Annotated in this window: 19 protein-coding genes; 8 read left to right on the top strand and 11 right to left on the bottom strand. The window is 43.5% G+C overall.

Annotated features, from left to right (window positions below):
* Position 1: 1 nt before the first annotated feature.
* Complete coding sequence (locus F957_RS20095) at positions 2 to 1,102, bottom strand: efflux RND transporter periplasmic adaptor subunit (protein ID WP_016542211.1); 1,101 nt, start codon at positions 1,100 to 1,102, stop codon at positions 2 to 4.
* 151 nt (positions 1,103 to 1,253) lie between these two features.
* On the opposite strand from F957_RS20095, the gene F957_RS20100 reads away from it, so the two are divergent.
* The 3 genes from F957_RS20100 (at position 1,254) to F957_RS20110 (ending at position 6,249) form a co-directional block, all read left to right on the top strand.
* Positions 1,254 to 1,877 (top strand): TetR/AcrR family transcriptional regulator, encoded by a 624-nt coding sequence (locus F957_RS20100; RefSeq protein WP_016542210.1) that lies wholly within the window; start codon positions 1,254 to 1,256, stop codon positions 1,875 to 1,877.
* 84 nt (positions 1,878 to 1,961) lie between these two features.
* Positions 1,962 to 4,643 (top strand): phosphoenolpyruvate carboxylase, encoded by a 2,682-nt coding sequence (ppc, locus tag F957_RS20105; protein ID WP_016542209.1) that lies wholly within the window; start codon positions 1,962 to 1,964, stop codon positions 4,641 to 4,643.
* Positions 4,644 to 4,953: 310 nt separating this feature from the next.
* Positions 4,954 to 6,249: a solute carrier family 23 protein gene (locus F957_RS20110; protein ID WP_004656921.1), complete on the top strand. Its 1,296-nt coding sequence runs from the start codon at positions 4,954 to 4,956 to the stop codon at positions 6,247 to 6,249.
* 54 nt (positions 6,250 to 6,303) lie between these two features.
* On the opposite strand, the gene F957_RS20115 is transcribed toward F957_RS20110, so the two are convergent.
* A complete protein-coding gene (locus F957_RS20115) occupies positions 6,304 to 7,059 on the bottom strand; it encodes an SDR family oxidoreductase (protein ID WP_016542208.1) in 756 nt (251 codons plus the stop codon).
* A 123-nt stretch (positions 7,060 to 7,182) separates the two neighbouring features.
* Between F957_RS20115 and F957_RS20120 the strand changes: the two genes are divergently transcribed.
* Positions 7,183 to 8,088 (top strand): LysR family transcriptional regulator, encoded by a 906-nt coding sequence (locus tag F957_RS20120; protein ID WP_016542207.1) that lies wholly within the window; start codon positions 7,183 to 7,185, stop codon positions 8,086 to 8,088.
* Between the two features lie 99 nt (positions 8,089 to 8,187).
* Complete coding sequence (locus F957_RS20125; RefSeq protein ID WP_016542206.1) at positions 8,188 to 9,078, top strand: LysR family transcriptional regulator; 891 nt, start codon at positions 8,188 to 8,190, stop codon at positions 9,076 to 9,078.
* A gap of 12 nt (positions 9,079 to 9,090) precedes the next feature.
* On the opposite strand, the gene F957_RS20130 is transcribed toward F957_RS20125, so the two are convergent.
* From F957_RS20130 to ilvD, 3 genes are all read right to left on the bottom strand, one after another.
* Positions 9,091 to 9,822, bottom strand: coding sequence for a sulfite exporter TauE/SafE family protein (locus tag F957_RS20130; RefSeq protein ID WP_016542205.1), 732 nt, complete (start codon positions 9,820 to 9,822; stop codon positions 9,091 to 9,093).
* Positions 9,823 to 9,903: 81 nt separating this feature from the next.
* Positions 9,904 to 11,193: a hypothetical protein gene (locus F957_RS20135; protein WP_016542204.1), complete on the bottom strand. Its 1,290-nt coding sequence runs from the start codon at positions 11,191 to 11,193 to the stop codon at positions 9,904 to 9,906.
* Positions 11,194 to 11,335: 142 nt separating this feature from the next.
* Complete coding sequence (ilvD, locus tag F957_RS20140; RefSeq protein WP_032860994.1) at positions 11,336 to 13,165, bottom strand: dihydroxy-acid dehydratase; 1,830 nt, start codon at positions 13,163 to 13,165, stop codon at positions 11,336 to 11,338.
* A 210-nt stretch (positions 13,166 to 13,375) separates the two neighbouring features.
* Between ilvD and fmt the strand changes: the two genes are divergently transcribed.
* Positions 13,376 to 14,338 (top strand): methionyl-tRNA formyltransferase, encoded by a 963-nt coding sequence (fmt, locus tag F957_RS20145; RefSeq protein WP_016542202.1) that lies wholly within the window; start codon positions 13,376 to 13,378, stop codon positions 14,336 to 14,338.
* Positions 14,335 to 15,642 (top strand): 16S rRNA (cytosine(967)-C(5))-methyltransferase RsmB, encoded by a 1,308-nt coding sequence (gene rsmB, locus F957_RS20150; RefSeq protein WP_016542201.1) that lies wholly within the window; start codon positions 14,335 to 14,337, stop codon positions 15,640 to 15,642. Before fmt ends, rsmB begins: the two co-directional genes overlap by 4 nt.
* A 48-nt stretch (positions 15,643 to 15,690) precedes the next feature.
* Here the strand turns inward: rsmB and F957_RS21010 are convergent, their stop codons facing one another.
* The 3 genes from F957_RS21010 to F957_RS20160 form a co-directional block, all read right to left on the bottom strand.
* Positions 15,691 to 15,834, bottom strand: a complete 144-nt coding sequence (locus F957_RS21010) for a methionine/alanine import family NSS transporter small subunit (RefSeq protein ID WP_016542200.1) — start codon at positions 15,832 to 15,834, stop codon at positions 15,691 to 15,693.
* Positions 15,835 to 15,844: 10 nt separating this feature from the next.
* Positions 15,845 to 17,323 (bottom strand): sodium-dependent transporter, encoded by a 1,479-nt coding sequence (locus tag F957_RS20155; protein WP_016542199.1) that lies wholly within the window; start codon positions 17,321 to 17,323, stop codon positions 15,845 to 15,847.
* Positions 17,324 to 17,701: 378 nt separating this feature from the next.
* Complete coding sequence (locus F957_RS20160; RefSeq protein WP_016542198.1) at positions 17,702 to 19,144, bottom strand: aldehyde dehydrogenase family protein; 1,443 nt, start codon at positions 19,142 to 19,144, stop codon at positions 17,702 to 17,704.
* A 132-nt stretch (positions 19,145 to 19,276) separates the two neighbouring features.
* Between F957_RS20160 and F957_RS20165 the strand changes: the two genes are divergently transcribed.
* Positions 19,277 to 20,029 carry a TIGR04219 family outer membrane beta-barrel protein gene (locus F957_RS20165; protein WP_016542197.1) on the top strand — a complete coding sequence of 251 codons (753 nt, stop codon included), beginning with the start codon at positions 19,277 to 19,279 and terminating at the stop codon, positions 20,027 to 20,029.
* A 51-nt stretch (positions 20,030 to 20,080) separates the two neighbouring features.
* Here F957_RS20165 and F957_RS20170 read toward each other — a convergent pair whose 3' ends face one another.
* The 3 genes from F957_RS20170 to F957_RS20180 all read right to left on the bottom strand — a co-directional run bounded on the left by F957_RS20170 (position 20,081) and on the right by F957_RS20180 (position 23,237).
* Positions 20,081 to 21,856, bottom strand: coding sequence for an SLC13 family permease (locus F957_RS20170; RefSeq protein WP_016542196.1), 1,776 nt, complete (start codon positions 21,854 to 21,856; stop codon positions 20,081 to 20,083).
* Between the two features lie 361 nt (positions 21,857 to 22,217).
* Positions 22,218 to 22,526, bottom strand: a complete 309-nt coding sequence (locus tag F957_RS20175; RefSeq protein WP_016542194.1) for an ankyrin repeat domain-containing protein — start codon at positions 22,524 to 22,526, stop codon at positions 22,218 to 22,220.
* Positions 22,527 to 22,544: 18 nt separating this feature from the next.
* Positions 22,545 to 23,237: a tetratricopeptide repeat protein gene (locus F957_RS20180; RefSeq protein WP_016660073.1), complete on the bottom strand. Its 693-nt coding sequence runs from the start codon at positions 23,235 to 23,237 to the stop codon at positions 22,545 to 22,547.
* Positions 23,238 to 23,278 lie beyond the last annotated feature (41 nt).

Below are 23,278 nucleotides of genomic sequence, written 5' to 3'. Positions count from 1 at the left end.
TCTAACCTCCCGCTTTTATGGTGACTTCACGATTATCACGATCAACTGGATGAATTTTTTGCTGGTCACGCAGTAAATGAACGCCACCAACCACGACCCAGTCTGTGGCTTTTAAACCAGACACCACGGGTACGCTATCTCGACCATAAGTGCCTAAAGTCACAGGCACTTTGCGTATGCTTTGATTGGCATTCACCACCCAGACATAGGCTTGCTGCTCATTGGCTGTAACACTGGATAAAGGCACGCTCAACACGTTATTGTCCTGTGCCACAAAGAACACCCGTGCGCTTTGCCCGAGTTGAATACTCGATTGCCCTTCCAGTAAAGAAACCTTCACCGTAAAAGTGCGCGATTGATCGGCAGCAGGTGAAACTTCACGTACTTTAGCCGCAAAACGTGCATCAGGTTGCGACCATAAAGTGACCCATACAGGTTGTCCAACCTTGATGGTACTGACTGCTTGCTCAGGTACACCGAATACCACTTCGCGCTCACCATCAATCGCCAATTGATAAGCGGCTTGCCCTGCGGCAAGCACTTGGCCAATCTCAATTTGGCGCTGGGTAATCACCCCATTTTTATTGGAGATTAACTGGTTATAACCGGTTTGGTTAGATGACACTTCATAGTTCGAGCGTGCTTGTTGCAAACTGGCTTGCGCAGATTCATACTGATTTTTGACTGCATCAAATTGTGAACGACTCACTGCATTGACAGGCAGTAACTGCTGATAACGCTGATATTCTTCCGCCGCAATTTTTGCTGCAGCCTGTGCACTTTGTAACTGCGCCTTAGCTGCATTCATTTGCAATTGCGCATCTTTGACATCCAGTTTCGCCAGCACTTGGCCGACTTTGACCCGATCACCGACATCCACATAACGTTCGGTAATCTGTCCCCCGACACGGAAGGCCAAAGCGGTTTGTTGTCTTGCCTGTACATCCCCTGCATAGCTTTTCTGATCGATATGATTACGACTGGGTTGAGTCACCATGACATAGGGAATTTCCTCAGTCTTTGGCAGCTCTTTCTGACAGGCGCTGAGGAGTACACTACTGACAATGAGTAACCCCAATATGATACGATTGATCTGATTCATCTGTTTGCGCTCTTATTCAAATTGATTTTTAAGGCGTGATCTGAGCATTATCATAGATTGTTTATTTTTTAATTAATATACTCATGGGTACATTAATTAAAAAATAAAGCGATTTTTTTGATTTCTACATTGATTAAAAGAGAACGATAACGTGCACATCAGCAGTGGCCGCCCTAAAGATTTAGAAAAAAGAGCCAAAATTTTACAGGCCGCAAAATCTATTTTTTTAAAAATGGGCTATCACGCCACCAATATGAATCAGATTGCCAAAGAGGCTGGCGTCACCAAACTCACGGTGTACAACCACTTTCAGGACAAAAGCAATCTATTTATGTGCGCCATTGAAGAAAGCTGTGAAGAATCGATTCGAACCAAACAGATTGAACTGACCGCCGATGCTGATTTTAAACAGGCACTGGTGCTCATGTGTCAGCGTGCATTAAGTATTATTTATCTGCCTGAAGCACTGAAATTGGATTGTTTACTGTTTGAACTGGCGGCGGAACAAAGCCCCTTAACCCAACAGTTTTTTGATGCCTCACATAGTCGCATGTGTCATGTCTGGTGTGATTTTTTTGAACAGGCCATCGGCTTTAAATTTATTCAGGCAGATGAACCCATTAAGCAAACCGAGCTGATCATTTCACTCATGTTAGGCATCCGTCATCAACAAGTGTTGCTGGGTTTAGCACCTGTGCCAACGGCAACTGAAATCGATCAGATGATTCAACAGGCCATCGAGATTTTTTTGCTTAAATATCAACCCATAAATTAGAGAATATTCACATTTTTTTACGTTCTGCTCTTGGAATGTCTCCCAATCGCGCTATAGTCGAGTAAGAACAACAGGAGAATTAGAATGATTCAGCAAATCACTGCTCCACTACGTGAAGATGTCCGTTTACTCGGCAATTTACTTGGAGAAACCTTAAAGCAACATGCTGGGCAAGATTTGTTTAATCAGATTGAACAAATTCGCGCATTAGCCAAAGGTGCACGTGACGGCCAGATCGAAGCAGAAAAACAGCTCGAACAATTGTTTCTCGGTTTAAAAGATGAAGAGATTTTGCCGCTGACCCGCGCATTCTCACATTTTCTTAACTTCGCCAATATTGCTGAACAATATCATGTGGTACGTAGCCGCCGTCAGGCCGAGTTCGATGAGCATGCGCCTAGCCCGAACCCATTGCCACATTTATTTGAAAAATTCAAAACCCAACAGATCAATGCACAACAACTATTTCAACAAATCTGTGACCTCAAAATCGAATTAGTGTTGACAGCGCATCCAACCGAGGTCAGCCGCCGTACCCTGATTCAAAAATATGATGATATTACCGACTGTCTCTCCCAGCTGGATCAACAAAAACTCACACCGAGAGAACGCCAACAGACCATTGCGACCCTGAAGCAATTGGTCAGCTCAGCTTGGCAAACCGATGAGATTCGTCAGCATCGTCCAACGCCTGTCGATGAAGCCAAATGGGGCTTTGCCACCATCGAGCAGTCGCTCTGGAATGCAGTACCGAAATTCGTACGTGAACTGAATGAACTCACACAGCAGCATTGTGAGCATGCCTTGCCTTTGAGCATCGCACCAATTCGTTTTGCCTCTTGGATGGGCGGTGACCGTGATGGCAACCCGAATGTGACCCATCAAGTCACCCAAGAAGTGCTGTGGTTATCACGTTGGCAGGCGGCGGATTTATATCTACGTGATATTGAAAATCTGCGTTGGGAATTATCCATTCAAAGCTGTTCTGAAGAACTGACACAAGCTTTAGGTTATGAACACCCTGAACCCTATCGTGAGTATTTGCGTGATACGCGTGAACGTTTAAAAGCCACTCGCTATTGGTTGGGACAACGCTTACAAGGTGCTGAAGCCGATGACAGCAATATCATCAAAAATAAAGATGAACTATTAACACCGCTACTGCTTTGCTATCGCTCACTGATTGACAGTAACTTGGCCGAGATCGCCAATGGACAATTGCTAGATTTCATTTATCGTGTCAACTGCTTCGGCATTGAACTGCTCAAACTGGATATTCGTCAAGAATCGGGTCGCCATCGCCAGGCGATTTCAGCGATTACCGAATATCTGGGTCTAGGCAATTTTGAATCATGGACTGAACAAGCCCGTCAAAACTTCCTAATTCAGGAACTGCAAAGCAAACGCCCGTTATTGCCTAAGTTTTTCAATGAACCCGAAGGTAGTCTAATTCAGCATCCCGACGTACTAGAAGTATTTGCCACCATGCGTACCTTGGCGGAGCAGCCGACCGAGAGCTTGGGTGCCTATATTATTTCCATGGCAGAATATCCAAGTGATGTGCTCGCAGTTTTATTGCTGCAAAAGGAAGCTGGGATTCAACATCCGCTACGCGTCGTGCCTTTATTTGAAACCTTAAAGGATCTGGATGGTGCAGCCAAAACCATGACGACCTTGTTCAATATGCATTGGTATAAACAGCATATTCAGGGCAAACATGAGGTGATGATTGGCTATTCCGACTCTGCCAAAGATGCAGGCTTTATGTCCGCCAACTGGGCGCAATACCGCGCTCAAGAAGAATTGACTGCAATTGCCAAACAACATGGTGTGCAATTGACCTTGTTCCATGGTCGTGGTGGTTCAATCAGCCGCGGTGGTGCACCAACGCAGCAAGCCCTGTTCTCGCAGCCACCAGGTTCAATTTCAGGTGCGATTCGAGTCACTGAACAAGGTGAGATGATTCGCTTCAAATTCGGTCTAGAAGGCATTGCACTGCAAAATCTGGAAATCTATACCGCAGCGACTTTAGAGGCGACCTTATTGCCGCCGCCTGAACCGAAACAACAGTGGCGTGATCTAATGAATCAAATGACGGATTTATCGGTCAAAGTCTATCGTCAGACGGTGCGTGAAAATCCAAACTTTGTCAGCTATCTACGCACGGTTACGCCTGAACTTGAGCTACAAATGCTGCCATTGGGTTCACGACCAGCCAAACGCAAAGTCAGTGGTGGTATTGAGTCACTGCGTGCCATTCCTTGGGTATTTGCATGGACACAAATCCGTTTGATGCTGCCTGCTTGGTTGGGTACAGGCACGGCGATTAATCAGGTGCATGAACAACACCAAAACACCTTGAATGACATGCTGGAACAGTGGCCTTATTTCCAAACCCTGATTGATATGCTGGAAATGGTGTTGTCAAAATCGGATGCCGATATTGCCCTGTATTATGAATCACATCTGACTCAAGATCAGGACTTAAAAGTATTGGGAGTTGAATTACGTCAGCGTCTGCAAAATGCAGTGGATACTCTGTTGCGTCTAAAAGGTGAATCGAAACTGCTCAGTAATAATGAAGTACTGGATCAATCCATGCAGGTACGTAAACCGTATTTATTGCCACTACATTTATTACAAGCAGAGTTGATGAAACGTCGTCGCCTGTATCTGTCTGAACATCAAACCGAACACAGCCCTGTCGATCACGCCTTGATGGTGAGTATTGCAGGGATTGCTGCAGGTCTGCGTAATACTGGTTAAGCCCTAAACTCAGCTTTGCCATCAATAGAAACACTGCCTATTGATGGCAAGACTGGCAAAATATGCCATATCAATTTAAAAATGAGAAAAAAATCAAAAATTATTTTGAAAATAAGAGCGTTAACTTTTCAAAGCATCAGCATGAAAATAAATAATAAAACCGCTAGCTTATTTTGAAACATATTTTACCAAAAGGTAAAAACATGAACTCACGATGCCTATTCTGGCAATATTCTCAATGGCTTATAGGTGAAAGCTCGTTTTAAGACAGGGTATCATACGCGCTGATATCACATAATGAGTCTAATTTATGTCAAGTTGGTTTCCAAAATGGCAACCGTATCAGGGGAAGATTGATCATCGACCTGTTGCGACAAATGAATATTTACCGCCCTTACAAAGTGCGGTGCTCGGGGTTCAACACGCATTTGCAATGTTTGGTGCAACGGTTCTGGCACCCTTATTGATGGGCTTTAGCCCAAACCTTGCCATCTTAATGTCAGGGATTTGTACCATCATTTTCTTCCTGATCACAGGTGGGCGGGTACCAAGCTATTTAGGTTCAAGTTTTGCCTTTATTGGTGTAGTTGCTGCGGCAACAGGACATATCACTGGCTCTGGGGCCAATCCTAACCTTTCGGTTGCCTTAGGCGGCATCGTGGCCTGTGGTATTTTTTATGCCTTGATCGGTTTTGCCGTGATGCTGACGGGCACGCGCTGGATTGAAAAACTGATGCCACCCGTGGTGACTGGCGCGATCGTGATGATCATTGGTCTCAACCTTGCACCTGTCACCATTAAAGGGGTTGCGGGTCAACCCTTTGAGATGTGGATGGCGCTCATCACAGTACTGAGTATGGGCATCATTGCCGTCTTTACCAAAGGCTTATTACAACGCTTATTACTGCTGGTTGGCCTACTGATCGCCTATGCGATTTATGCAATTGCCACCAATGTTTTAGGCTATGGCAAACCGATTGATTTCTCCCAAATCGCTGCGGCACCATGGTTCGGTATTCCAAGCTTTTCACATCCAACTTTTGATTTAAATGCGATTCTAATTATTGCTCCTGTGGCTCTGATCTTAGTGGCAGAGAATCTAGGACACATCAAAGCGGTGGGGGCAATGACTGGCGAAAACCTGACCCCGCAATTGGGCAAAGCCTTTGTTGCCGACGGTTTAGCCACCACCTTATCTGGCAGTGTCGGTGCACCGGGTATGACCACTTATGGTGAAAATATCGGGGTGATGGCTGTGACCCGCGTGTATTCCACCATTGTGTTCGTGATCGCTGGTGTGTTTGCTATTTTCTTGGGCCTTTCACCTAAATTTGGTGCCGTAATCAGTACCATTCCAACTGCAGTCCTCACAGGTGCTTCGATTGTGGTGTTTGGTTTGATTACCATTGCCGGTGCGAAAATCTGGATCGAAAACAAAGTCGATTTCTCAAACAATAAAAACCTGATCATTGCCTCAGTCACCATTATTTTAGGTGCAGGCAATTTTGAATTGTTATTTGGTAGCTTCAATTTAGGTGGTATCGGCACCGCAACGTTTGCTGCAATTTTCCTGAACCTGTTGTTCAGTTTAAAAGATAAAAACTAGAATGTTCAAAGGCAGCGCAAGCTGCCTTTTTTTATTTTGAAAAAAATGCCATGACTAAATAATACCCCCATTGGCTCTAATCACTTGAGCATTGATCCAGTTACTGGCATCACTCACGGCAAAATCAAGCACCGCAGCAATATCTTCTACTGTACCTAGACGCTCTAAAGGGGCAGCTTTGGCGAGCTGTGCAATCAATGCCTCACTCTTACCTTCAAAAAACAGTTCGGTTGCGGTCGGACCTGGTGCAATCGCATTGACGGTAATGTTTCTGCCTCTTAATTCTTTGGCAAGGATAACCGTCAAAGCTTCGATGGCTGCTTTAGACGCGGTATAAACGCCATACCCTTCCAGCTTCATACCAATCACACTACTGGACAAATTGATAATTTTTCCACCCTGCTCAAGTCGTTTTGCCGCCTCACGCATGGTATAGAGTGCACCTTTTAAATTAATTGCTAAAACTTTTTCAATCGTTTCATCCTTGAGCGCTTCAATTTTTTCAAGAGACATGATGCCCGCATTGTTAATCAGAATGTCGATACGCCCATAATTTTGGATCACATGATCAAACAGTTGTACAACCTGATGCGACTGACTGATATCTGCTTTAAATGCGCTTGCTGTCCCGCCTGTCGCTTTAATTTTTTCGACCACCTGATCTGCCTCTAAGGCATTATTTGCATAATTGATCACGATTTGATGACCTTGCCGTGCCAATAAGGCTGCAGTAAAAGCACCAATGCCTCGGGATGCTCCTGTAATCAAAATCACTTTCTTCGGATTGATCGCATTTGCTGGTGTATTCATGTCTAACCTCAACCAAATCAACTTATCACTAGATACGATCTATGATACTGTTCAGTAATAACAAGATAATCCATCAAATTTCGGCTTCTTTATCCGAATAGAGCGAACAAAAGAATTAAGCCTATGGACAAGTTAAATGCAATGTCGGCATTTGTGCATGTGGTTGAGCAGCGCAGTTTTACCAAAGCAGCACAGATCCTGAATCTACCACGCTCGACCCTGACAGATGCCATTAAACAATTGGAAGCGCAACTCAATACCCGCTTACTGTTCCGGACCACACGACAGGTTAATCTGACTGACGAAGGTCAGCTTTATTATCAACGTTGTAAATTTATTCTGGCTTATATCGACGAATCCGACCATGATTTTCTACATGCAAAACCACAAGGTAGTTTAAAAGTCGAAGTCCACGGCATCTTTGCCGCTCATTTTATTATTCCAAAACTACATGAATTTCTCAGTGAATATCCACAGATTCAAGTACAACTGACCGAAAGTGACCGCTATGTCGATATCATCAAGGAAGGTATTGATTGTGTGATTCGGATTGGGCATTTAAATAATAGTGAATTGGTGGTCAGACCCTTGGGGCACATTCAACAAGTCACTCTGGCAAGTCCTGCATATCTGAAAAAATATGGTACACCGAACACACTCAGCGATTTAAAACAGCATATTATGGTGGGCTTCTATTCCAGCGCACGACAAAAAGCGTTGCCTTTAGAATTCATCATCAACCAGCAAGTGGAACCTTATGATTTAAGTACATTGATTCAGGTCAATGGGGCGCATACCTACTCAGCAGCGGCAGAACAAGGCTTTGGTCTTATCCAAGTCCCGCGTTATGGGCATGTCAAGCAAATCGAAAATGGTCGACTCTGCCCTGTATTAAACCAATACGCTGTTCCTTCGTTACCTGTTTCGTTGCTTTATCCCTCAAAAACACGGGTTTCACCCAGACAAAGGGTGTTTATTGAATGGATTGTGCAATTGTTTAAAGATCACCCGTTGGATCAGCATGAATAGATCCCGCTCAGTAGTACTTTGCTGCTGCACTTAAGTCCACTATCTTTATTGAAGCGATGTTTAGTATGATGGCTTTTTATATTTCAATACGTTGCCACCATGCGTTTTGATTTTTTTGATTTACAGCTGGTTCTGCACATCGTCAACACAGGTAGTATGACCAAAGGCGCGGAACGCTCTGCGATTTCCTTGCAAGCGGCCAGCGAACGGATGAAAAAGCTTGAACAATATTTCGATACGCCTTTATTCATTCGACACACCACAGGCGTTGAGCTCACCAGTGCAGGCCATGCCTTAGCTGAACATGCACGACGCTTGCTCCGACAAAAAGATCAGCTTGAACAAGAAATGCAACGCTTTCGGCAGCAACAGCCTGAATCCTTAATCCTGTGGTGTAATTCCTCTGCACAAAGCGAATATTTGCCACCGCTATTACCGCAATATCTGATGCGCCATCCTGACATCAATATTGATCTGCATGAAGCTGAGAGTTCTGAGATTATTGCGGCTCTCGGTAAAGGCATGGCCAAATTAGGCTTAGTTTCCAGCTTTTTTGATATTCGTCCTTTACAAACTCAGGAATTTGCCAGTGATCCCTTGGTGCTGATTTGTCCCGCCTCACATAATCTCGCCCAACACGCACAGTTGAATTTGGTCGAAGCCTTGAACTACGGCTTTATTGGGTTGATGCCGCATCATTCTTTGCAACAATCTATCGAAACCCAAGCCAAACTGCTGGGCTTTAATATTCAGTACCGTTTGCGCTTACCCAATTTTGCTGCGATTGCCGAGGTGGTGGCAAAAGGTGTTGGTATCGCGATTATGCCTGCCCGCGCTGCACAGCGTTTAGTACCAGATTATCATTTCCACACCATACAACTCATGGGTGCATGGGCCAATCGGAAACTTTTGTTGGCAACACAGGATTTCAGTCAACTGCCCGAAACTTATCAGCAATTTGCAGATTTTTTATTGCAACATCGCCCTTAATTCAGCCCCCAATTAATGCGATAGCATATAAGCACCTAATGCGACCAACCCCATAAAAAATAGGCGGCGGAAGCGTTGCTCATTCAATTGATAGCGGATTTTTTTACCCAACCACATGCCAATTAAAGCTGCAACCAACGCCACGACCGATAGACGATAATCGAGGGTGATGCCTGCCATCGGATTATGCTGTAAAAACACGGCGAGACAAATGGTGGACACAGTAAAGGTCAAGCCCAAAGCCTGAACCAGCTCATCCCGTTTTAAATGCAAAGACTGTAAATAAGGCACCACGGGAATAATCACCACACCTGTCGCTACGGTCACCGCCCCACCGATATAACCAACTACGGGTGAGAGCCAACGCTCATATTTGCCCAAATGAGGTAGATTCTTAACGCATAGGCCATAAAGCCCGTACAGTATCAGCATCGTCCCCAAGAGAATTTCACTGCTTTGGCCATGGCTTTGGCTTAACGTGGGTAAAAAACTCCAGATCGATCCAACCACTATACCGACCAGTAAGGACCAGAAACGACGCACAAAGGTCCAGACCCGACCCTCAGCAAACAGCTGCCAGATATTGGTGATCATGGACGGAACGATCAGCAGTGAGGCAGCCTGAAACGGACTCATGGCAATCGTCAGCAGTCCCATCGAAACTGCAGGTAAGCCTAAGCCGATCATGCCTTTAATCATGCCCGCAAAGACAAATACCATCACAATAATTGCTAAAAAAGTCACGCCCGAATCTCCGATATTGCATCGGAGTTATGCTACGAAAAAAAGCGCAGCTTGCCCTATTCTTATTTTTGGGAGTAGGCCTCAGGCAGAGCTTGAGGCGGTTCTATATTTATCTTCCAACACATTGCTGATGATGCTTTCAATCATCCAGACTCGATACAAGCTGTTAAAGACATAACTTTGCCCATCAATACGTAATTCTAACACTGGAAAATCAGGCTGATGCTTTTGCTGACACAGTTCATCGTTCTGCTTCAGTAAAGCTTCGACATCCTGCTCAGTGATGTGCTCGATCTCTAAACGCTTTTGCATACGCTGGAAATGGGCTTTAAATGACAGGTCTTTACCATGTGTCCACACTCCTTCAAAAATTTGGTGGATACAATCGACTTGCTGTTCTTCAGGCACGCTATAAAACAGTCGTGCCATCTCATAGGTCGCTTCTTTGGTCGGACGGCAGAATGGCGTAAATGCCACTTGGGTTCGCTTGGAGACACGAGTAGCCAAGCTCCAGTCAAACCAATCCCGTCCGTGGTAACTGAGCGGATAGACTTTCAGCTGGATATTATAATAATTGGCCAATTCTTCTTTGATATAGGCCAATAATAACCAGCTCATGGGATCTTCAAGTGCGATGTATAAATCTAGCTCGGGATGCATGGCCTGCACTTCATTGAGTGCCTCACCATCATTAATCAAATGCTCACGCCATTCGATATGATTAATCAGGAAAATTGGATTTCCAGTCAGTAATTTTTGCTGTTTCAGACGACGCGTCAGACGCAGTAAATCGTCAACCGCTTGGTATTTACGTTCACCAAATTCAAAATAGCTGGCAGCAACGGGCACATCTTTAAAAATGCGTTCAGGATAATCTTGCGGGCTTTGGTGCTGACTGGCCATTGCGTATAAGGTACGCAATTTTCCATATTGTTGCTGCCACAGCATATGGAACACGTCTTCCAGTAAATGCAAGAAGTTCTGTTCACGTAAAGGGGTATTTCGAAGAATGGTTTCAGCTTGTTGTAATGCTTCTGCGCTGGGAATTTCTGGGGTGTCATCAAAGCCAAAACGATGCTGCTTGGCCAGAATCTTGGCATCATTTAAACAGTAACTGAGCCATTCCTGCTTGGACATTCCATTCGGAGGCTCTGCGTCCTGCCTCGAAATAATCACTTTTAACGGTTTCAGCTCATCACTCAGGATTTCATTGAGCTGATCCAGTTGTTGTACCGCAAGATAGCTATAAACATCGTCTAGACGTAGGTAAATGCTTAAACCCTGTTCCGTGGGTAACACCGCCTGACGAGAAGGTTTCTGATAGAACCAACTCGATCGGATGGGATCAAACCAACGACGTAACAAAGACATGTCGATCGCCTCTAATGGTCATAAAGTGAAATATGAATCGATTACTCAAACTTGGGTTGGAACAAGTGAGTCAATAAGTATGTTCAGTATCTTATAAAATAACAAAAAAGTCCCCCTTAATTGAAAGAGGGACTGAAAGGGATTACAAAACTCGTACTGCGCCTTTGGCTGCGCTGGTCGAATGCATTGCATAAATCTTCAATGACTTAGACACTTTACGTTTACGCTCTTCGGCAGGATGCCAACCTTTGGCTTCCTGCACGGTACGGCGATGCGCCATAGTCGCATCATCCACATTCAAATGAATGGTACGGTTTGGAATATCAATTTCAATGGTATCGCCATCTTCAACCAAACCAATCGCACCACCTTCTGCTGCTTCTGGAGACACGTGACCGATCGACAAACCTGACGAACCACCTGAGAAGCGACCATCAGTAATCAAGGCACAGTCCTTACCTAGGCCTTTCGACTTCAGGTAACTGGTTGGATACAACATTTCCTGCATACCCGGTCCACCACGTGGGCCTTCATAGCGAATCACCACGATGTCACCCGCTACGATTTTATGATCCAGAATCGCTTCAACCGCGGCATCTTGGCTTTCAAAAACGCGTGCTGTACCCGTGAATTTAAGAATTGATTCATCCACACCCGCAGTTTTGACGATACAGCCATCTAGAGCGATGTTGCCGTAAAGAACCGCTAAACCACCATCTTTAGAGAAGGCATGTTCAGCATTACGAATCACGCCTTTCTCACGGTCACCATCCAAAGTTGAATAATAACGGTTTTGCGAGAATGCCACTTGCGTTGGAATGCCCCCTGGCGATGAACGATAAAACTCATAAACATCCGCATCTTCAGTGCGGATAATATCCCACTTGTCCAATGCATCTTTCAGCGTAGGTTCATGCACGGTTGGGCATGAGGTATTCAATAATTTGGCACGATCGAGTTCACCCAAGATTGCCATGATGCCACCCGCACGGTGTACATCTTCCATGTGCACGTCTTGTTTTGCTGGTGCAACTTTTGACAATACTGGTACTTGACGAGACAGGCGGTCGATATCATCCATAGTGAAATCAACTTCTGCTTCATGTGCAGCAGCAAGCAAATGCAATACGGTATTGGTTGAACCACCCATTGCGATATCCAAAGTCATGGCATTTTCAAATGCGGCTTTGGTGGCAATTGAACGTGGCAAGATGCTGTCATCATTCTGTTCATAGTAGCGTTTCGCCAGTTCAACCACTAAACGACCTGCTCTTAAGAACAATTTTTCACGGTTGGCATGGGTTGCCACGATCGAACCATTGCCCGGTAGAGATAAACCTAAGGCTTCAGTTAAGCAGTTCATTGAGTTGGCCGTGAACATACCTGAACATGAACCACACGTCGGACATGCTGAGCGTTCAAATGCAGCCACTTCTTCATCGGTATAGCTTTCGTCGGCTGCAACCACCATGGCATCAACCAGGTCAATCGCCTTTTCATCACCACGGAATTTAACTTTACCCGCTTCCATCGGACCACCAGACACGAACACCACTGGGATATTCAAGCGCATTGCCGCCATCAACATTCCCGGAGTGATCTTGTCACAGTTCGAGATACATACCATTGCATCGGCGCAATGAGCATTGACCATGTATTCCACAGAATCGGCAATCAAATCACGTGATGGCAGTGAATACAGCATCCCGTCATGGCCCATGGCAATGCCGTCATCGACGGCAATGGTATTAAATTCTTTTGCCACACCTCCAGAAGCTTCAATTTCTCTCGCTACAAGTTGACCTAAATCTTTAAGATGCACGTGACCAGGAACAAATTGGGTAAATGAGTTGACTACCGCAATAATTGGCTTGCCAAAATCTTCATCTTTCATACCAGTCGCACGCCATAAACCGCGCGCGCCCGCCATATTTCTTCCATGTGTTGATGTTTTCGAACGATAATCAGGCATTTTGTATTCCCAACAAGTGTGTGCTCGAGAAAAATAAGACTTTCTCTCTGGCGAAATGATACTGAGCTGTTTGCATCATACTACAAGTTATCGTTTAACAGATGACCAACAGGCCTATCTTTTTTTGCACAAAAGCAATTCAGCCCGTGAATTAGGGACTCGTCACGTTTTCGCTTATAATTTGCGATAAGTTTTATTTGGATTGCATGTGTGAAAATCATTTTTGCTGGTACGCCTGAATTTGCGGCAACCGCATTGGCGGCATTATTAAAAACATCCCACCAGATTATTGCGGTTTATACCCAACCTGACCGTAAATCAGGGCGTGGGCAAAAATTAACGCCATCGCCTGTTAAACAATTGGCACTTGAACACGGTTTAGCTGTTTATCAACCTTTGAACTTTAAAGCGTCTACCGAAGAAGGTTTAGCAGCTCGACAAGAACTTGCTGCACTTGGCGCAGATGTGATGGTGGTTGCGGCCTACGGCTTGATTTTACCGCAAGCGGTTTTAGATACACCGAAATACGGTTGTTTAAATATCCATGGATCACTGTTACCCCGCTGGCGTGGCGCTGCGCCAATTCAACGTGCCATCGCGACAGGGGATGCTGAAACAGGCATTACCATCATGCAAATGGCGGCAGGTTTAGATACGGGCGATATGATGTATAAAACCTATTGTCCAATTACTGCGGAAGATACCTCTGCCAGCTTGCATGACAAATTAGCACTTCAAGGCGCAGAAGCGATTTGTACGGTACTTGAATCAGAACAAAGCTTGCAGGATTTTATTGAAAAACGTGAAGTGCAAGATGAGGCGCTGACCGTTTATGCACACAAATTAGTCAAAGCCGAAGCGCGTATTGACTGGAACCAAAGTGCGGTGCAAATCGATCGTAATATTCGCGCTTTTAATCCTTGGCCTGTGGCTTTTATCCAACTGGATGAAAACAATGCCTTACGTGTTTGGGGCTCGATGCTTTCACCGCTCAGCAAAACCGATGCACAAGTCGGTGAAATTCTTGTCATTGATAAACAAGGCGTGCATGTTGCCTGTGGCGACAATAGCGCGGTGTGCTTAACCAGTTTGCAATGGCCAGGTGCTAAAACCCTCAATCCAGTGCAAATTGCCCAAACCCAAAAATTACATATTGGACAAATTCTCCCATGAGCCAATCGAATCAATCATCTGCAAAAAATTTAAATCTGCGTGCGCAGGTAATCAAAACACTTTTGGCGGTTCAAAACGGGCAATCTTTGTCTTCCGTTTTGAATCAACATATCAATATCGTTTCTGAACGTGACCGCGGTTTATATCACGAGCTTACTTTAGGTTGTTTACGCCAGTGGTATTCGTTAAAAGCCATTACCTTACCCTTGCTCACAAAGCCACTAGACAATGAAGCACTCGAAAGTTGTTTATATCTGGGTTTATATCAAATTTTATGTACGCGTATTCCAGTACATGCTGCGATTTCAGAAACGGTAAATGCGGCCAAGCAACTCGGTTTCGAGCCAATGAGTGGTTTAGTCAATGCGATTCTGCGTCGTGTTTCACGTGAAACAGATGAATTTCAAACCGCGTTGAATAATACCCATGGTTTACCGAGCTGGTTATTCAAACGACTCAAAAAAGATTGGCCTGAGCAAGTAGAGTCGCTATGCCAAGCCTTAAAACAAGTCGCACCACTGACGCTGCGTGTCAATGAACGCCAAGTCAGTCGTAACGAATATTTAGAGATTTTGGACGAAGAACAGATTGATGCTCGTCCTTGTATGCTTTCAGATGTGGGTATTGTTTTGGAACAAACGGGCAATATTACCCATTTACCCGGTTTTGAGGAAGGCGGTTTTTCTGTTCAGGATGAGCATGCACAATTGTGCGCCACGCTTTTACCTAACTTAGATGACCAAGTGATTGTCGATGCTTGTGCTGCACCAGGGGGTAAAGCTGCACATATCCTTGAGCGCTTTAACCCGAAAAAACTGATTGCACTTGATCATGATGCAAAACGTTTATTACGTGTTTCTGAAAATTTAGAACGTCTTGCTCTAGATCAGAACCTTGTTGAGATTGTGACGGCAGATGCCACCACCTGGCAGGCACAGCAACTGGTCGATTGTATCGTGCTAGATGCGCCTTGTTCCGCGACAGGCGTGATTCGTCGCCATCCCGATATTCGCCTATTAAGGCAATCAACCGATATCGCGCAAACGGTGGCGTTACAGCAACAGATTTTGCAGCAAATGTGGCAACAGCTTAAAGTCGGCGGCACTTTACTGTATATCACCTGCTCGATTCTCAAAGCTGAAAATGAGCAGCAAATGGCGGCATTCTTTGCAGAACATGCGGATGCTGAAGAAATCAAAATCGAAGCCGATTGGGGAATTGAACAGACTTATGGTCGTCAATTATTACCGTCTGCGCACTCTGGCGATGGTTTCTATTATTGCCGAATTAAAAAATTGGCATAATCAAAATAAAAAAGCAGGCTTCAAAGCCTGCTTTTTTCTTCATTCTATTTAGAGTGTATGCTGATCTTTAACATCTTCCAGAACCTCATCAAGTTCTTCTGGATGTTTCATCAGGTGGAGGATTGATAATGCTAATCCCCCCCAAACAAACAGCATCGCAATAACCATCATAATAATTGCTGAAGTATTCATTTGCATTCTCCTAACGATCTTTCACTTTGCTGAGTATAAGAGCAACGACAGCACAGAAAATCACACTGCCCCATCCAAAGATGCCTTGTAAGCTCATGCTATAACTATCGTAACCATTTTTCACCAGATTAAACACCGTCATACTTAAAGTGGTTAACAAGATTAATGATGTGATCACAGTTAAAGTAAATGCCCAGCCTTTACCCAATTGAATGGTTGAAATGCGGTTGATATGATCACGTAACTCAAGCAAGGCAGAGCGCTTAAACCATGCAATACAAAGTATCGAAACAAGTGCACCACCGACGATACCAATGTTATTGATGAAGTGATCAACGATATCGACCAGTTTAATCGCATTCACGCTTGAGAATAAGATCACGGAAACCAGCGCACTACCACCACCAATAATCGTTACTGCTTTGCTACGGCTCCATTTCAATTTGTCTTGCATCGCTGCAATCGGCACTTCCAGAATACTCACCATTGAAGAAATACCCGCAACGAAGAGTGAGGAAAAGAACAATAAACCGAATAAGTCAGCACCTGCGCCTAAGCTTGAAATGATTTTCGGGAAAGCAATAAATGCTAGACCAATACCGCCACTCACCACATCTTGGACTTCTTTACCTGCCACATGTGCCATAAAGCCCAACGCAGCGAAAATACCAATACCTGCCAAAATCTCGGTTGATGCATTGGCAAAACCAACGATCAAGCCCGAACCAGTTAAGTTGGTTTTTGGTTTTAAGTAAGAGGCATAAGTCACCATGATTCCAAAGCCAACCGACAATGAGAAGAAGGTGTGGCCGTATGCCGCTAACCAAACTTTATAGTTCATCATCGCTGACCAGTTCGGGGTAAAGAATGCATTTAAGCCTTCTACCGCACCTGGTAAACGTAAGGATTGAATCACCAGAACCGTAAACAATACGAATAACAACGGCATGAAGATCTTATTGGATAATTCAACACCCTTCTTCACTCCGCCATACAAAATGATCAAGGTCAGTGCCCAAATCCCAACAATCGGCCAGAACAAATGACTCACGAATTGTAGATCAAAGCCAGTCGCTTTCGAGGTCTGCAAATAGGTATTGAAGAAGAAGCTTTCTGGATCACTGCCCCATGCCTGACCAATCGAGAAGTAGACATAACTCCCCGCCCACGTCAGTACGCTGGCATAGTACAAACCGATGATAATACAGACACAGACTTGCCACCAACCCAGCGTCTCACCCCCTTTAAATAGCGCACGATACGCCTTTGGAGGTGAATTACGCGCGCGGTGTCCGGTTGCATAATCTAAAAATAAAAGGGGTAAACCAGCGGTAATCAACGCCAGTAAATAAGGGATAAGAAACGCCCCGCCGCCATTTTCATACGCAACATAAGGAAAACGCCAAATGTTACCTAAACCTACAGCTGAACCAACAGCTGCAATAATAAAACCAGATCGTGATGTCCAGTTTTCACGAGAATCTGCCATAAAACACCTAAGTTGTCCTGCTGGCTCTTCCATGCTGTGTTAGGTTTTTTATTATCCAACAGACATGAAAAGTGCCATAAAAAATCTTGTTTTGCTTGCATGAAATTTCAACCTTGTGGGTCCCCGTTTACATGGACAAACAAAGCAAAAACCAAACCATCTTCCTTAAAGATTGGGCTTTGTTTTTCTGCTTTTAATAGCCGAACAATACCTGTTTTTATTTCTTTTTACTGTAAATTCTGCAAGAAAAAATCATGTTTTCTAAACAACTGATTATTTTTCAACAGACTGTAATTTTGACCTTGCAGTCAACTTATAAAAATCAAGTACATAAAACAATCAAGCGAAGCTAAAACTCCGCTTGGGCCACAATCTTTTTTATTGTTTAATGGCTAATAATCGTTCCTCTTGCATATCCCGAATTGCAGAATGAATTCCCTCTCGACCAAGGCCAGAATCCTTCACCCCGCCATAAGGCATATTATCGACACGGAACGTTGGAACATCGTTAATAATCACACCTCCAACATCTAAATGATCCCATGCGTACAGCATCTTATTCAAATTCTGCGTATATACGCCCGCCTGTAAACCAAAGCGACTTTGGTTAATGGTAGCAATGCCCTGCTCAAACGTCTTAAACTTTTCTAAAATTGCCACAGGACCAAAGGCTTCATCTTTATAGATTTCCAGTTTGGCATCGACATTTTCCAGTAAAGTGGGTTCAAACAACATGCCCTGTAAGTTCCCTCCTATCAATATTTTCGTTCCTTTCTTTTCAGCTTTATCCAGCCATTTTTTCAAACGAATGGCCTCAGCCTCCTTAATCATGGGCCCAACCAATGTGGTTGCTAAAGCGGGGTCATCCACTTTGATTTTTTTCAGTTTGGCGACCAGTTTCTTTTTCACTTCTGCATAAAGATCAGCATGCACTAAAATCCGCTGCACGCTGATACAGACCTGCCCCGCATGCCCATAAGCGGCGCTAAGCAAACGATCTATGAGCGCTTCATCAATCACAGTATCTGCATCGATCAGAACCGCAGCATTACCACCGAGTTCTAAGGTGACTTTCTTACGGCCTGCACGCGCTTTCATATCCCAACCGACCTGATCCGACCCTGTAAAGCTCAAAAGCTTAAAACGATCATCGGTCACCAAAATATCTGCGGCTTGACGCTCACAAGGTAATACCGACCATGAACCTTTAGGCAGATCAGTTTCAGCTAACACCTTGGCAATCATTAAGGCACTAATCGGCGTTAAACTGGCTGGTTTCAGTACAAAGGGACAACCTGCTGCAATCGCGGGTGCAATCTTATGTGCAACGAGGTTGAGAGGAAAATTAAACGGGCTGATTAAAGAAATCGCACCAATCGGTACATGCTTGACCATGCCCCGAAAATGGGCAGCAGCAGGTGTCACTGCCAAAGGCAACATGCGTCCATCATCCAGTTGAGTCACTGCATCCGCGGCCAACTGGAAGGTATTAATCAGGCGTTCAACTTCGGCACTCGCTGCCCCACGAGGCTTGCCGCCTTCAGCAATCAGAATTTCGATCAGTTCTTCGCGCAGTTCATTAAAACGCTTCACACAATGCAATAAGATCTGTTGTTTTTGAAAAGGTTTTAATGCTGCCATTTCCTGTTCTGCTTTTACCGAAGCAGAAATGGCTTTTTCAAGCACTTTAGCATCAGCCAGAGCAACACGTGCATAGACGGTATTTCGATACTTATCATGTACTTCAAGCCATTGCCCCGTGCTCACCGCTTTTCCCGCGACATACAATGGATAATCCCGCACGTTTGCTGTATCTGTCATTCTTGTTGATCCCGTTATAAAAATTTAAAATTAGACTACTGCATATTTTCCAAGATCACTATATGATTCGCCCATTCGCTGATGAATTCACAACAATTCATTACGGTTTTTGATACTGATTAGGACAATGCAATGAAAATATTAAAAATATCAATGTTTGCTATAGGGACGAGTATTTGTGGTCTGGCACAAGCAGATGTGATTGGCGTAAAAGCAGATGCAAGTTATTGGTTTTATGATGGTAAGGCTCAAGTTCAGCCCAATAATACAACGTCTTTATCCAATCAAACTGGCGTAGATAATCTTCTATTGGATCCTTATGCAGACTCTCGAGAGTATGATTTAGACCGTAAAGGCTCTGCTCAAATATCACTTGCAATTGAACATCCGATTCCATTGATTCCAAATGCAAAAATTCGCTATGTGAATTTAAAATCACAAACAGAGAAAGAACTCGCTGGCCAACCTGTCTATGACCTAAACATCGACCATACTGACTTCATTTTATATTATGAGATTTTGGACACCATCGTAAATGCCGATGTGGGCTTAGGTGCAACCAATCTCAATGGCGATATCAAAACACTGAATGTCAGAAAAACAGATATTGATAAGACTGTTCCTGTGATCTATGGATCAGCAGGGGTCAAGTTGCCATTCACAGGCTTAAGTGCAAAAGCTGAGTTGCTCTATAGCAACATCAATGACACCAAAATCACTGATGCACAAGCCGAATTACAATATAACTTTATTGATAATCTCTTAGTCGATGTTGGCTTAAAAGCAGGCTATCGTATCTTGGATGTCAAATTAGATGATTATGATAAAAATGATGTTAAGTTTAATTTTAAAGGCCCTTATATTGGCTTAGATATGCATTTCTAATGTAATGCGCTCACAAAGAAGCAAGCCCTGAATGATTCAGGGCTTTTTCATTTATAACGTGATCGGAAAAAGTAAAAGCAGCAATAAAATCGTTATTGAACCAATCAAGATATTCATCGGTAAACCCACTTTAATAAAATCACTAAAACGGTAATTACCAGGTCCAAGTACCATCAGATTGGTTTGATAACCTAGTGGGGTCGCAAAACTTGCAGATGCCCCCATCATAATGGCAAAAACAAAAGGGATTGGATTCAAACCAGCTTGCGTCGTGATTTCTAACACAACTGGTAAGGTTAGCAATGCCGCTGCATTATTAGTAATTACTTCGGTCAGTATAGAGACAAAAAAATAGGTCAAAATTAATAATAAAATCGCCTCACCTGCACTGAAATGTACGATCAACTGTGCCAGTATCTCAGCAACCCCCGTTTTCTCTAAGGCGGCCCCTAAAGCAAAAGAAGCGGCAATGGTTAAAATAACCGTCAGATCAAGACTCTTCTCAGCCTGCTTTACTGTTAAACAGCCTGTCAACAACATCATCCCAGCTGCTAATAATGCAGCATTCAACATACTCAGTATGCCAAAGCCTGCTGCAAAAACTGCTGCGAGTAAAATTCCCCATGACAATAATGCCTTCTCATGTTGAGGCGACTCATGGTCGAGTTCATTGACCAAAAGAAAATCTTTATTATATTTTTGACGCGTTACAAAGGCTGGACGTGCTTCTAACAATAAGGTATCGCCAGCCTGTAATTTAATCTGCCCCAAACCACCCTTTAAGCGCTCACCATTACGTGCAACCGCCAATACAACAGCACCGTAGCGATTACGAAACTTAGAGTCACGAATTGCGCTACCAATTGCCTCACAATGTGGAGAAACAACCGCTTCGACTAAACGACGACCCGCATGTGCTTCTTCCAAAGTGGTTTTTTCATCAATACTTGCTGGTGCAACCAAACCATGGATCTTCAAAAGTTCAGTAATCGCTTCAGTATCTCCTGCAAATACTAAGCGATCATTGCCGAATAAAATTTCATCCGAAGACACTGCAGTTAAAATCGTTTGCTGCCGTTCAATTTCAACCAGATAAACGCGTTTTAGATGTCTCAAGCCTGCAGCCGCGACTGATTGCCCAACCAATGGTCCATTTGGACTGACCACGACTTCTAAAGTAAATTCTCGCAGATTTGAAAAAACATTTTGCTCTTGGTAATTGGGCAATAATTTGGGTGCGAACCAATACATGATCAACATGCCAATAATCGCGACAGGTAAACCAATCACCGTAATATCGAAAATACCAAAGCCTGCTTGGCCTGTTAGCACTTGATATTGCCCATTAACCACCAAGTTCGTACTTGTCCCGATCAAGGTAATCGTCCCACCCAAAATCGCGGTATAGCTTAAAGGAATCATTAATTTTGACGGTGCGACCCCAATTTTTTTCGACCAGCTATTTAAGGCTGGAATCATGGTTGCAACAACAGGTGTATTATTTAAAAATGCGCTGAGCGGAGCGATGGGTAAGAAAATTCGCAATAATGCCATGCGTTCAGATTTTGGGGTACCCAATAACTTATTTACAAATAGATCAATTCCTCCTGAATTAGAAATACCCGCCGCAACGACAAACATCGCTGCCACTGTAATCAATCCAGAATTACTAAAACCTGCCAAAGCTTCCTGAGCGGTTAATACACCAAAAACACTTAATATTGTCAAAATTGCCAGCATGACAATATGTGGGGCAATTTTTGAAAAGATGAGTGTAAGTAGCCCCCCAAGTGTTAATCCCAACGACAACCATCCTTCCCAACCCATAGACAGTTTTCCATAAATATACGATTGACTGGAGTCTATATAATTAAAGTTGATATACAAATGTGATTTACTGCTATCTTTAGCTGAAATTATGATAATGCGGTGTATTTATCGCTAAAATTTCAGAATAGATTTGAAAGCAATGTACGCTAAAACCTACAGCAATCGCAGCAATTGGCGAATATCCCAATACAAACTTTTCACCTATCATACAAAACATAGAGAGACAGGAAGTCTCATTGAGAATAAGAACAGACACAGGACGTGGTCGTTAATAGGATATCAACGACATAAACTGAATATGAAGAAGCCCCGTCAGGATGATGGGGCTTCTTTTTATCTATTCTTTTTTATGCAGGATTTAAAGACTTTTAAGATACGCTACCACTTCGCTATGCTCTGCCATTTCTGCAAGCTGTAATGCGCTATATTCACTTTTATAGGTCACATCCGCCCCCTTGCTCACAAGTAGCTTTACCACCGCCAAATGATCGTTCTCAGCAGCGGCCTGTAATGCACTATAGCCTTCGTCATCGGTCTGGTTTGGGTCTATCCCCTCTGCCAGTAGTTGCTCAACTTGTTCCACATCACCGAGGGATGCCCAATACACCAGCTCAGGCAGATGCAGTTCATCATCTTCAGAGAGTGGAGAGAAAGAATTGAGTTTCATCAGAAATACCTAATTTTTTTATTTAAGATAAAGTGTTTTATACTGATCAGCTAGCTCCTTAGCCTTCTTCATTTCTTGGATATTAAAAATTTGAGTAAAATTCTTCAAATTTTTAATTGCCTGATCATTTTCTGTTTCAGCTGAAACACTGATCCATGCGTAAGCTTTATAATAATCTTGTTCAACGCCTAAACCTTGAGCAAATAATAAACCATACTCATTTTGAGAAAAAGAATAGCCAGCTTTTGCTGATTTTTCATACCAAAAAGCAGCTTTAGTATAATCTTGTTTAACAAAGTTCCCTTTGCGAAAAGCATTACCTAAATTAAATTGAGATTGCAAATCTCCTGCATTCGCAGCCTTTTTAGTATATTCAAAACCCTTTTCAGGATTTTTTTGTACTCCAATACCTTCATAATACATAATCGAAAGATTTGCTAAGGAGGGAGCATAACCTTTTTGAGCAGATTGATTAAATAAGTTAAAAGCCTTTTCTACATTCTTTGGGACACCTAAGCCTTGAAAATACAAACTTGCTAAATAGTGTATTGCCTGAACGTTTCCCGTTTTTTCTGATTTTTCAAAACTGTCAAAAGCAACTTTATAATTCTTTTGATAATAAGCTTTTAGACCTGTATCCAAGTCATTGATTGCAAAAGCCATACTTGAAACTAATAAGCTAACAACCAATACCAACAAGCCTTTTTTCATATCTACCCCATGTCCCTAGACAAATATAGAGCGATATTAAC

Origin of the sequence: Acinetobacter gyllenbergii CIP 110306 = MTCC 11365, from assembly GCF_000413855.1 — a bacterium.
Classification (GTDB): Bacteria; Pseudomonadota; Gammaproteobacteria; order Pseudomonadales; family Moraxellaceae; genus Acinetobacter; species Acinetobacter gyllenbergii.
The sequence above is the reverse complement of the archived record's forward strand: the minus strand, read 5'-3'. Positions and strand labels throughout refer to the sequence as shown.

Coding starts and splice junctions, on each gene's coding strand:
- F957_RS20095 (WP_016542211.1), bottom strand. CDS start 1,102: ATGAATCAGATCAATCGTATCATATTGGGGTTACTCATTGTCAGTAGT.
- ppc (WP_016542209.1), top strand. CDS start 1,962: ATGATTCAGCAAATCACTGCTCCACTACGTGAAGATGTCCGTTTACTC.
- F957_RS20110 (WP_004656921.1), top strand. CDS start 4,954: ATGTCAAGTTGGTTTCCAAAATGGCAACCGTATCAGGGGAAGATTGAT.
- F957_RS20115 (WP_016542208.1), bottom strand. CDS start 7,059: ATGAATACACCAGCAAATGCGATCAATCCGAAGAAAGTGATTTTGATT.
- F957_RS20120 (WP_016542207.1), top strand. CDS start 7,183: ATGGACAAGTTAAATGCAATGTCGGCATTTGTGCATGTGGTTGAGCAG.
- F957_RS20125 (WP_016542206.1), top strand. CDS start 8,188: ATGCGTTTTGATTTTTTTGATTTACAGCTGGTTCTGCACATCGTCAAC.
- F957_RS20135 (WP_016542204.1), bottom strand. CDS start 11,193: ATGTCTTTGTTACGTCGTTGGTTTGATCCCATCCGATCGAGTTGGTTC.
- ilvD (WP_032860994.1), bottom strand. CDS start 13,165: ATGCCTGATTATCGTTCGAAAACATCAACACATGGAAGAAATATGGCG.
- rsmB (WP_016542201.1), top strand. CDS start 14,335: ATGAGCCAATCGAATCAATCATCTGCAAAAAATTTAAATCTGCGTGCG.
- F957_RS21010 (WP_016542200.1), bottom strand. CDS start 15,834: ATGAATACTTCAGCAATTATTATGATGGTTATTGCGATGCTGTTTGTT.
- F957_RS20155 (WP_016542199.1), bottom strand. CDS start 17,323: ATGGCAGATTCTCGTGAAAACTGGACATCACGATCTGGTTTTATTATT.
- F957_RS20160 (WP_016542198.1), bottom strand. CDS start 19,144: ATGACAGATACAGCAAACGTGCGGGATTATCCATTGTATGTCGCGGGA.
- F957_RS20165 (WP_016542197.1), top strand. CDS start 19,277: ATGAAAATATTAAAAATATCAATGTTTGCTATAGGGACGAGTATTTGT.
- F957_RS20170 (WP_016542196.1), bottom strand. CDS start 21,856: ATGGGTTGGGAAGGATGGTTGTCGTTGGGATTAACACTTGGGGGGCTA.
- F957_RS20175 (WP_016542194.1), bottom strand. CDS start 22,526: ATGAAACTCAATTCTTTCTCTCCACTCTCTGAAGATGATGAACTGCAT.
- F957_RS20180 (WP_016660073.1), bottom strand. CDS start 23,237: ATGAAAAAAGGCTTGTTGGTATTGGTTGTTAGCTTATTAGTTTCAAGT.